Below are 9,548 nucleotides of genomic sequence, written 5' to 3' on the forward strand. Positions count from 1 at the left end.
TGCGGTGAGGAAAGCGGCCCGCTGCCTTCTTTTTTTTCGCTTCACCCATCCCCCCCCCCCCCCCCCCCCCCCCCCCCCCCCCCCCCCCCCCCCCCCCCCCCCCCCGGGCCGTCAACCACCGTCGGGCCACCGGGAACCGGCGGGCCAGCGGCAACACCGGTTCAACCGACCGGCCCCCGGCGCTCCGGGGGACGGCGGCGCAGCGGTGCCAGTTCGCGCTCCAGGGTCCGTACGTCCCGGGCGATGCGGGTCGCGAGCTCCTTCGGCCCGGTGTCGCTGGGCAGCCGGCGCGTCCAGGACCGGGGCTTGGCCGGACCGTCCTGGACCATGTGGAAGGTGAGGCCCACCACCCCGCCGACATCGGCCAGGCTCACCAGGATCCGGGTGTCCGCGAGGTCGATGGTGACCTCGTTGCCGATGCACGAACAGGCCACCAGGCCCTCGATCTCCTCCTCCGCCAGGTACCTGGCCAGCGGAACCGCCCTCCCCCGGACCAGAAACGGACGTGTCACCGAAACCACGGGACCCGCCTCCTCTCGCCGTTCGCGTACCGCCCCGGCCGGGCGCAAGCGCGCCGCAACAGACCGGGCCCCGCCCATGCTCCACCACGCCGCAACAAAGCGCCAACTTCGTTTCTCACTCCGTGATTTGAGCGCAGGCACCCGACCGGCGCACCGGCGCACACCCAGGCGCACCGGGCGGTGCACGCGTACTCGACCAGGCCTCGAACCCCGGCGTACGAGACGCGGCGTACGGGCCGTGGCGTACGAGCCGTGACGTACGGGCCGTGGCGCGGGCCGGCGGTCGGCCGTTCGGCGGCGGCGGATCTGAGTATCCGTACTCAATTCCGCGCCGCCCCACCCCTGGCAGGCTGTCCGCATGCCGCCGATCGACCGCTCTCCTGTCGCCGCCCGCCTCGATCTCCGCCGCCGCCTCCGCCTCCTGCGCCTGCTCCGTCGCCCGAAGCGCCCGACGCTCGGCCTCGACCTCGGCGTCGGCGTGCTGCTCCTCCTCGCCCTGGGAGTCACCTACCTGCTGCGGATGTTCGCCTTCGGCATGGAGGCCTGGGCGGGGCAGGGCGCCGACGGCGCGGTCGACCGGCTGGCCCGCGCCCGACTCGACTTCACCTGGCACCTGCTGTGCCTCGCGCTCGGGCTCGCCGGGGTCGCGGCGCTGCTGCGGGCACGCTGGACGGCGGCGATCCAGGTGCTGGTCGCGCTGGCGCTGTCAGCCTCCGTCCTGCTGATGCAGCACGACTGGGACCGCCGCCACCCCGCGCCACCGGCCCCGCTGCCCAGCGGGTACGTGCCCTGCTACAGCGGCAGCGGGCGGTGCAACTGACGGCCCCGAGGCCGGTGGTCCGGACTTGCCCGGGAGAAGCCCCCGCACATAGCTTGAACCCGTTCAGTTTGAACCTGTTCAAAGCCACCGGGGGGACCGGATGTCATCACAGCTCTCCAGCCGCAGAACGGACCGCCCGTGGCCGCTCGTCGCGCTCGCGACCGCCACCTGGGTGCAGCCCGCAGCCATGATCCACACCACCTACGCCTGGCCGCTCGTCGCCGGCTGGCTCCTGCTGCTGGCCGGCACCGTGCTGCCCCTGGCGGTCACCGATGCCACGCGGTTCCGCCGCACCTGTCTGACCGTCGGCGGCGTGGTACTCGGCGCCCAGCTCGCGGTCTCGCTCCCGTACCACCTGGTCCCCCTGCTGTTCCTGCTGCCCGTGTTCCCGGCCGGGCCGCTCCTGCTGCTCGCAGCCTGGCGGCGGGCCGTCCTGACCCGTGGCATCCTCGCCACCGTCCTGCTCGCCTACCCCGCCCTGCTCGCCTTCATCGCACTCTGCAGGTTCGACTGACACCCACCCCACCGAGCCGGCCGCCCGGGCCCCACGACCCGGCGCCGACCGCGCCCGGTCGGCCGCCGCCCGGGCGGCGGCCCGGTCGCCACCGGGGCATCATGGCGGAGTAGTCGCGGCCGTTCACCGAGCGTGACGGCCCGGCGGGAGTCATCCGGACAGGGCAGCAGGCATCCGGCCGACGAAGGAGGACCGTCATGACCGATCCGGCGAAGTCGACCCCATCCGCGCACCGGACGCCCCCACCGGGGGTGATCGCCACCGACGTGCCCGCCCGGCTGGACCGGCTGCCGTGGTCCCGCTGGCACTGGCGGATCGTGATCGGCCTGGGCACGGTGTGGATCCTGGACGGCCTGGAGGTGACGATCGTCGGCAACATGGCCGGCCGGCTCGCCCAGGACGGCAGCGGCATCGCCATCACCACCGCCCAGGTGACCACCGTCGCCGCCGCCGTCTACGTGGCGGGCGCCTGCACCGGCGCCCTCTTCTTCGGCTGGCTGACCGACCGGCTGGGACGCAAGAAGCTGTTCATGGTCACCCTCGCCGTCTACCTGGCCGCCACCGCCGTCACCTCGCTGTCCTGGACGGCCTGGTTCTTCTTCCTCTGCCGCTTCTTCACCGGCTTCGGCATCGGCGGCGAGTACGCGGCCATCAACTCGGCGATCGACGAACTGATCCCGGCCCGGGTCCGCGGCCGGGTCGACCTGATCATCAACGGCAGCTTCTGGGTCGGCGCCGCCATCGGCGCCTTCGCCTCCATCGCCCTGCTCAACACCTCGCTGTTCGCCACCGACCTCGGCTGGCGGCTCGCCTTCGGCATCGGCGTGGTGCTGGGCCTGGTGATCCTGCTGGTGCGCCGGCACGTCCCGGAGAGCCCGCGCTGGCTGTTCACCCACGGGCGGGCGTCGGAGGCCGAACAGGTCGTCGCGGAGGCCGAGCGGAGCATCGAGGAGGCGACCGGGGAGCCGCTCCCGGCGGTCACCGGGGAACCGATCCTGATCCGCGAGCGCGAGCCGCTCGGCTTCGTCGCCATCGCCCGCACCGTGGTGCGCCGCTACCCCCGCCGCACCGTCCTCGGCCTGGCGCTCTTCATCGGCCAGGCCTTCCTCTACAACGCGGTGACCTTCGGTTACGCCACCATCCTGACCACCTACTTCGCGGTGCCGGAGGGCGACACCGGCTACTACTTCGCGGTGATCGCGGTCGGCAACTTCCTCGGCCCGCTGCTGCTCGGCCACCTCTTCGACTCCGTCGGCCGCAAACCCATGATCGCCGGCACCTACCTCGGCTCCGGCATCCTGCTGTTCGGCACCGCCGCGCTCTTCCAGCACGGCTCGCTCTCCGCCGCCACCATGACGGCCTGCTGGACGGCCGTGCTCTTCCTCGCCTCGGCCGGGGCCAGCGCGGCCTACCTGACGGTCAGCGAGATCTTCCCGCTGGAGACCCGGGCCATGTCCATCGCCTTCTTCTACGCCGTCGGCACGGCGGTCGGCGGCATCAGCGGCCCGCTGCTCTTCAACGGCCTGGTCAGCAGCGGGAAGGTCGCCGACACCACGCTCGCCTTCTGCATCGGGGCGGCGCTGATGGCCGCCGCCGGTCTGGTCGAGGCGGTGATCGGTGTGCCGGCGGAGCGGCGCAGCCTGGAGTCGCTGGCTGCGCCGCTCAGCGCCGTGGCCCGGTCCTCGGAGTCCCGTTAGACCCGATGTCGGTGCCTCAGGTCGTGTCAGGCACGCCCTAACGCAGTACCCCGCGCACGGCCTCGGGGTCGGTGGGGGCGAGCGGGGCGGCCGGTGCGGTGGTGAGGGCCTTCGCGGTGGCGGGCGGCGGGGTCACGAACACGGGGGCCGGGTCGGCCTCGGGGGCGCAGGTCTTGGCGATCCGTCCCTTGCCCTGGGGCAGGCTGCCGTCGCGCAGGTAGGCGGTGAAGGTGTCGTCCAGGCAGGCGTTGTCGTGGAAGAGGATCTCGTGGAAGCTGCCGCCGTTCTGGACGACGAGCTTGGAGCCCGGCAGCGCGTCGTGCATGGCGAGGCCGCCCTGGTAAGGGGTGGCGGCGTCCTCGGTGGCCTGGAAGAGCAGCACGGGCGGCAGGCCCTTGCCGGTGATCTTCAAGCGGCCGGCCGGGTTGCCCTGGTAGGGCCAGAACATGCAGGCGGCGTTGTACCACATGTTGTTGTAGGCGTAGAAGGGTGCGCGGGCGTTGACCTTCGCCTGGTCCTTCTTCCAGTACTCCCAGTCGCGCGGCCAGGCGTTCTCGGTGCACTGGGCGGCGTTGTAGGCGGGGAAGGCGCCGTCGTCGGCGCCGGGGGCCGCGTACTTGTTGTAGGCGATGTTCAGCGGCCGGGTGTCGTGCTGGGTGAGGTAGGCGGAGAGCACGGTGGCCATCCGGGGCCAGCGCAGGAAGTTGTAGCCGCCGCCGTAGAAGGTGTCCTCGAACTCGGCGGGGCCGATCTTCCCGGGCGCGGGGGCGGCGTCGACCGGGTCCTTGCGCAGGGCGTCCTCGACCTGGCGGTAGGCCTGGGCCACGGCGGCGGGGTCGGTGCCCAGGTGGTAGGTCGGGTCGGCCTTGGCGGTCCAGGCGGTGAAGGCGTCGAAGCGACGCTGGTGCTCCTCGTCCTGGAGGACGTTGTGGTCGTACCAGCTGATGGTCGGGCCGACGATGCTGTCCAGCACCATCCGGCGCACATGGGAGGGGAAGAGCTGGCCGTAGGTGGAGCCGAGCGAGGTGCCCCAGGAGCCGCCGTAGTAGTTGATCTTCGGTACGCCGAGGGCCCGTCGGATGCTGTCCAGGTCGCGGGCGTTGTCGACGGTGGTCATGTGCGGCAGCAGCCAGGACCAGTCGGCCGCGCAGTCGGCGGCGTATCCGGCGGCCTTCCTGAGCCAGGCCTTCGAGGTGCCCTGGCTCAGCTGGTAGTCGGGGCGTTCGGCGTCGAAGTAGTGGGCGTCGCAGATGACATGGGGGTCGCTGCCGTTGGTGCCGCGCGGGTCGAAGCCGATCCAGTCGTAGGTGGCGGCGACGTCCGCCGGGATCTTCCCGGCGATGTAGGCGGGCATCCACAGGCCGGAGTCGCCCGGGCCGCCGGGGTTGAGCAGGATCGGGCCCTGCTGCTTGTCCTTGGGCGCGGTGGCGGGCAGCCGGTTGAGCTTGATCCTGATCTTGCGCCCGTGCGGGTCGGCGTAGTCCACCGGCACCTCCAGCATCGCACACTGGAGGGCGGGGGTGGCCGGGTCGTCACAGGAGCTCCAGGCGAGCGCGCCCTGGCCGGTGTCGACCAGGTCGGGGGCGTCGGGTTCGGCGGCGGAGGCGGGGCCGACGAGTCCGCCGAGGGTGGCGAGGGCCGCGGCGGCCGAGAGCAGGGCGATGGCTTTTCTCATGGGGAGCATGATGTGACATGTGCAATGGCACATCCAGGGGTCGGACCGGACTTTGCCAAGCTTTGACCGACCCTCCGGACCCGACTGATCATCAGACCTTTCCCCTCGTACGGAGGTTGACCGTACGAAGGGCTCCGATCCGTGACTAGCATCGAGGATCCACGCTGTTCGGACGCCAAGCGCCTGGGACGGGCCACGCCGAACAGACCGACAGGAGGGCCCAGCCACGTGTCCCACCCGCACGTCCACCCCGTCAGCTCCCGGCCGACCGCCGCCGACGTCGCACTGCCGCCCGCCCTGCCCTACCCCGACGGCTGGGCCGCGCTCGCCTTCTCCGCCGAACTCAAGCCCGGAACGGTGATCACCCGGCAACTCGCCGGCGAGGACGTGGTGCTGTACCGGCTGCGGGACGGCCGCCTGCGCGCCGTCCGCCCGTACTGCCCGCACCTGGGCGCCCACCTCGGACTCGCCGAGGTCCACGGCACCCAGCTGGTCTGTCCCTTCCACCGCTTCGCCTTCGACGCCGACGGCCGCTGCGTACGCACCGGCTACGGCACCCCGCCACCCCGCGCCGCGCTGTCCCCGCTGCCGGTGCGCGAGGTGAACGAGGCGGTCTTCGTCTGGCGCCACCACGACGGCCGGGAGCCGGACTGGGAGATCCCCGCCTGGCACGTCCTCGGCGGCCGGCCGTTGCGGCACATCTCCTTCGAACTGCCCGGCCACGCCCAGGACGTCATGGAGAACTCCTTCGATCTCGGCCATTTCGTCACCCTGCACGGCTGGCCGGAGGGCGAGTTGGCGGCCCCGGTCGTCTTCGACGGCCCGCGCTTCCACATCTCGATGCGGGTGCGGGAGAAGTTCCCCCTGGTCGGGATGCGCGAGGTGGAGGTCGAGGTCGACGGCTACGGCCTCACCGCGCTGCACACGGACATCCACACCCGCTCGCTCGGCCTGCAGATCTGCTCGCTGGTCATGCCCACCCAGGTCGCCCCCGCCCGGATGCAGCTGCGCCAGGCGAGCCGCTTCGCCCTGGCGGAGCCGGCCGGACTGCCGCCGGTGCTCGCCCGGACGGTCAGCCGTACGGTGACCAGACTGCTGTCCGGTCCGATGTTCCGGCACAGCGTCGAGTTCACCTCGGCGGACTTCCCGATCTGGTCCACCAAGAAGTACCTGACCCCGCCACGGCTCGCGGCCGGCGACGGGCCGATCGGCGCGATGCGGCACTGGGCCCGGCAGTTCTACCCGCCGGACCACCGGCAGCAGCTGCCGGCGCCGACCCACCAGGAGGGCGCCCGGCTGAACTGACCGGTCGCCCGACGGCGGTGCGGAGACGGAGCGCCGTCGCCGCACCGTCGCGTCGGCCTTCCGGCCCGCCCAGGCCGCCCAGGCCAACTGGCCGCCCTGGCCGCTCAGGCCGCCTCGCCAGCAGCCGCCGTCCGGCCGCCGCCACCCCGGGAGCCGTAGACTGCGGCATGGCCCGTTTCGTCCTGACCCGCCGCTCCCCGCTGCCGCCCGCCGAGTGCTGGGCCCGGCTGACCGCATGGCACCGGCACGGCGACCGGGTGCCGCTCACCCGGGTGAGCGTGGTGCGGGGCGGCGGGCAGCAGGTGGGGGACGTGGTCCTGGCCCGGACGGCCCTGGGGCCGCTGCGCCTCGACGACCCGATGGAGCTGGTCGAACTGGTCGCGCCCGAGCGGTGCCGGCTGGCGAAGCGCGGCCGGGTGGTGCGCGGCGGCGCCGAGCTGCGGGTCCGCGCGGTGGGCGCCGGCAGCGAGGCGGTGTGGGCCGAGGAGCTGCGGATCACCGGGCTGCCCCGGCTGTTCGACCCGGCCGTGGCGCTCGCCGGCCGGCTGGTCTTCGGCCGGGTGCTGGACCACCTGCTGGCCACGGCCCCCGCCCCCGCCCGGGACTGAACCGGCTAGGGATTGCGGGCGCGCCAGCTCAGGTACTGCTCGCGCACGTAGTGCCGCTGGTCGCCCTCGACGGTGATCTGGTCGTACCTGACCAGCTGCTCCGCCGCCCGCAGGGCGATCGCCAACGCCAGCCCGTCCCCGTCCCGCAGGAAGACCCGGTCGGCCAGCGCGGCGCGCCGCAGCAGGTACTCACGCCGCCCCCGCTGCCGGGGCCGCGGGCCCTCGGCCGGCAGGGCGTCCGCCTCCTCGTCGATGCCCGGCGCGTCGGCGTAGGCCCGCTCCGGCCCGGGCACCCCCTCGGCCGGCGCGGCCCACACCCGCAGCGGCGGCAGCGGCGGGAAGCCGCGCACCCGGAGCACCTCGTTCGCGAACTCCGCCTCCTCGACGGGCAGTCCGCGCTCACCGAAGAGCGCGAACAACTCGGCCATGGCCCGGGACGGCACACCCGAGGGGGTGTCCCCCTGGGTGACCGGGAACTTGCCGAGCAGCGGTCCGGGAACCCGGCCCGACGGATCGGCGAGCCGCAGCCGCAGGGTGAGGTGGCGGCTGCCGCTCTCCACCTCCTCGCCGAACTCCATCGCCAGCCCGCGGAGTTCCGCCCACGCGAAGCGGCGCGGCAGCAGGTACCGGACGAAGGTGACGCCCCGGTCGTCGCTGCGCAGCCAGAAGGCGTACGGCGTCGCGAAGAGCGCGGCCGCGGCGACCAGGACCGCGACCAGGAAGGCCCCGAGGGGGTCGATCGCGCCGGTGCCGACCAGGACGACGGCCGTGGCGACCATCAGCACGAACCCGACACCGGAGCGCTCGCTCCGCATCTGCATGGACGACAACCGCACCGTGCGCATCCCGCGCCCCCTCCCCCGTGGCCCCGCCCCCCGTGGCCGCCACCACCGTGCCGTCCCGGCCCGCTTCGGGCAAGCTCCGGCGCGCAGCTGTGACAGCCCCGTGACGACCCGGCCCTCCCCCGGGCCCGCGCCGCCGTCCGACCACCGCCCGCCTCACCGTCCGCGCAGCCGCCGCACCAGGTTTCGGGCGGCCTGCGGCCAGTCCGGATAGGTGAAGGAGAAACCCGCCTCCAGCAGCCGGGCGGGCACCACCCGGCGGCTCTTCAACAGCAGTTCGCTCTCCGAGCGCAGCGCGAAGGCCCCGAGTTCGGCCATCCAGCGGGTCGCCGGGAGCGCCAGCGGCATGCCCCAGCCCGCGCGCAGCTCGCGCATGAACTCGCGCTGGGGCAGCGGGTTCGGGGCGGCGAGGTTGACCGGGCCGCTGAGCTCCTGCCGTGCGATCAGGAACTCGACGGCACGGACGAAGTCCCGCTCGTGGATCCAGGACACGTACTGGGCGCCGCCCGCGATCGGCCCGCCGACGCCGAGCCTGGCCAGCCAGGACAGCGAGTCGAAGGCACCGCCGCGCTCGGGGCCGAGGACGACGGCGGTGCGCAGTGCGAGGCGCCGGGTCTGCGGGGTGTCGGCGTCCGCCTGGGCGCCCTCCCAGGCCCGGGCGATCTCGACGCTGTACCGCCAGGAGGCGGGGGCGTCGGGCTCGGTGCCGCCGATCCGGCCGTCCAGCTCGCCGTTGGGCGCGTCGTGCCGGTGGGCGTAGACGGTGGCGGTGCTCATCTGCAGCCAGACGGCGGGGGGCCTGCGGGCGGCGGCGATCGCCTGGCCGACGGCCCGGGCGGAGTCCACCCGGGAGTCCATCATGGCCCGCTGGTTCTCCTGCGTGTAGCGGCAGTTGACGCTGCACCCGGCCAGGTTGACGACCACGTCGCTGCCGTCCAGCTCGGCCGCCCAGGCGCCCTGGGTCCGTCCGTCCCAGCCGACCTGCCGGGGCCCGGCGGGGCGCCGGCTGAGCACCGTGACCTGGTGCCCGGCAGCCGTCAGGCTGCGGTCGAGCAGGGTCCCGAGCACGCCGGAGCCACCGGGGATGACGATCTTCATGAGTTCCCCCTCATCTTCACCCCGAGCCTAGCGCGCATATTGAACACGTTCAATTCACCCGGAGCCGCCCGGGCCCCCGGCGCGCCGGGCGCGTGGGCCCGGCGCGCCGGAGCGGCCACTCGGCGGCGTGGCGGCCCTGGCGCTGCGGCAGCCGATGAGGCCCCGCACTACCGCTGGGACGGTCGCCCCACCGCCGAGTGCCCGAAGTAACGCCTACGGGTGGGTGTTCTTGGTGTTGGGCTGGGTCTTCTGGTTGTAGATCTCCTTGCCGTCCGCGTTGTAGGCGTGGACGTAGGGGCTCGGGGGGAAGGACTTCGGGTCGGAGGAGCCGGTGGAGATGGCCGCGGTGTAGGCGAACGCGCCGTCCGCCATCACGGCCGGGTACTGCGTGGGGTCGTCGCCGAAGCTGATGGTGACCTTGGCGACCTCGGGCGTGTAGTGCCCGGCGCCCACCGACAGGAGCTGTCC

Annotated in this window: 9 protein-coding genes and 1 pseudogene; 5 read left to right on the plus strand and 5 right to left on the minus strand. The window is 73.4% G+C overall.

Going from position 1 to position 9,548, the window contains the following annotated elements; all coding sequences use genetic code 11:
* Positions 1 to 161 precede the first annotated feature (161 nt).
* On the minus strand, positions 162 to 512 hold the full coding sequence (locus tag ACZ4W5_RS37325; RefSeq protein WP_465659643.1) for a hypothetical protein: 351 nt from the start codon (positions 510 to 512) through the stop codon (positions 162 to 164).
* Between the two features lie 367 nt (positions 513 to 879).
* Between ACZ4W5_RS37325 and ACZ4W5_RS37330 the strand changes: the two genes are divergently transcribed.
* The 3 genes from ACZ4W5_RS37330 (at position 880) to ACZ4W5_RS37340 (ending at position 3,552) form a co-directional block, all read left to right on the plus strand.
* Positions 880 to 1,341 carry a DUF6234 family protein gene (locus tag ACZ4W5_RS37330; protein ID WP_465659645.1) on the plus strand — a complete coding sequence of 154 codons (462 nt, stop codon included), beginning with the start codon at positions 880 to 882 and terminating at the stop codon, positions 1,339 to 1,341.
* Between the two features lie 100 nt (positions 1,342 to 1,441).
* Complete coding sequence (locus ACZ4W5_RS37335; RefSeq protein WP_465659647.1) at positions 1,442 to 1,855, plus strand: hypothetical protein; 414 nt, start codon at positions 1,442 to 1,444, stop codon at positions 1,853 to 1,855.
* A gap of 197 nt (positions 1,856 to 2,052) precedes the next feature.
* Positions 2,053 to 3,552 (plus strand): MFS transporter, encoded by a 1,500-nt coding sequence (locus ACZ4W5_RS37340; RefSeq protein WP_465659649.1) that lies wholly within the window; start codon positions 2,053 to 2,055, stop codon positions 3,550 to 3,552.
* Between the two features lie 37 nt (positions 3,553 to 3,589).
* On the opposite strand, the gene ACZ4W5_RS37345 is transcribed toward ACZ4W5_RS37340, so the two are convergent.
* Positions 3,590 to 5,227 (minus strand): alpha/beta hydrolase, encoded by a 1,638-nt coding sequence (locus ACZ4W5_RS37345; RefSeq protein ID WP_465659651.1) that lies wholly within the window; start codon positions 5,225 to 5,227, stop codon positions 3,590 to 3,592.
* Between the two features lie 228 nt (positions 5,228 to 5,455).
* Between ACZ4W5_RS37345 and ACZ4W5_RS37350 the strand changes: the two genes are divergently transcribed.
* Together ACZ4W5_RS37350 and ACZ4W5_RS37355 are read left to right on the plus strand one after the other, a co-directional pair.
* Positions 5,456 to 6,532, plus strand: coding sequence for a Rieske 2Fe-2S domain-containing protein (locus tag ACZ4W5_RS37350; RefSeq protein WP_360245550.1), 1,077 nt, complete (start codon positions 5,456 to 5,458; stop codon positions 6,530 to 6,532).
* Between the two features lie 167 nt (positions 6,533 to 6,699).
* On the plus strand, positions 6,700 to 7,140 hold the full coding sequence (locus ACZ4W5_RS37355) for an SRPBCC family protein (protein ID WP_465659653.1): 441 nt from the start codon (positions 6,700 to 6,702) through the stop codon (positions 7,138 to 7,140).
* 5 nt (positions 7,141 to 7,145) lie between these two features.
* Here ACZ4W5_RS37355 and ACZ4W5_RS37360 read toward each other — a convergent pair whose 3' ends face one another.
* The 3 genes and pseudogenes from ACZ4W5_RS37360 to ACZ4W5_RS37370 form a co-directional block, all read right to left on the minus strand.
* Positions 7,146 to 7,961 (minus strand): hypothetical protein, encoded by an 816-nt coding sequence (locus ACZ4W5_RS37360; RefSeq protein WP_465659655.1) that lies wholly within the window; start codon positions 7,959 to 7,961, stop codon positions 7,146 to 7,148.
* 177 nt (positions 7,962 to 8,138) lie between these two features.
* The gene (locus tag ACZ4W5_RS37365) at positions 8,139 to 9,080 is read right to left on the minus strand and encodes a TIGR01777 family oxidoreductase (RefSeq protein WP_465659657.1); all 942 of its coding nucleotides are present in this window, start codon (positions 9,078 to 9,080) and stop codon (positions 8,139 to 8,141) included.
* Between the two features lie 213 nt (positions 9,081 to 9,293).
* Positions 9,294 to 9,548: pseudogene (locus tag ACZ4W5_RS37370) on the minus strand (hypothetical protein); the annotation flags it as partial.

The organism is Kitasatospora sp. NPDC029367 (assembly GCF_055569135.1).